This is a genomic window from Streptomyces actuosus, assembly GCF_016921115.1.
GTDB classification, from domain to species: Bacteria; Actinomycetota; Actinomycetes; order Streptomycetales; family Streptomycetaceae; genus Streptomyces; species Streptomyces actuosus_A.
This window is the reverse complement of the sequence record NZ_JAFFZS010000247.1, coordinates 1-412: the sequence shown is the minus strand read 5'-3', so window position 1 is coordinate 412 and position 412 is coordinate 1. Positions and strand designations below refer to the sequence as shown.

Annotated in this window: 1 pseudogene; it reads right to left on the bottom strand. The window is 50.2% G+C overall.

The features are described from left to right. Positions 1-390: pseudogene (locus tag JS756_RS36250) on the bottom strand (hypothetical protein); the annotation flags it as partial. Between the last annotated feature and the right edge of the window lie 22 nt (positions 391-412).

The following is a 412-nucleotide window of genomic DNA, read 5'->3' as shown; positions in this document are numbered from 1 at the left end:
CTGTGGTTCTGGCAGCTGTTGTTGAACATCATGATGATTACTATCATGGGATTCAAAACGATCCTGGATTATATCTAGCCCTTTAAGACGGTCATTTTGCTCCCACGCTCCCATTACCTCGGATGCCTCGTTATTCTCCATGATATCATGCTCCTCCGTGGTGTTTTCAGTTTGCATGGCGACTTTGTAAATCTCACTAACGACGATCGTCTCACCACCCCGCGCCATATGTCGAACACTGAGAGCAGCGGGAATGGACCCCGTTTTATTACTCACCGACCCCTCTGGTGAAATACGGTCTGCACCAAGGAGCAGGAGGTCCGCACCTGCCGCAGCCTGTGCGACAGAAGCGTCAGTGTAGATGGTTACGCGAACTTTGGGATGATGCAAGATGCCATTTTGGTGACTCTGT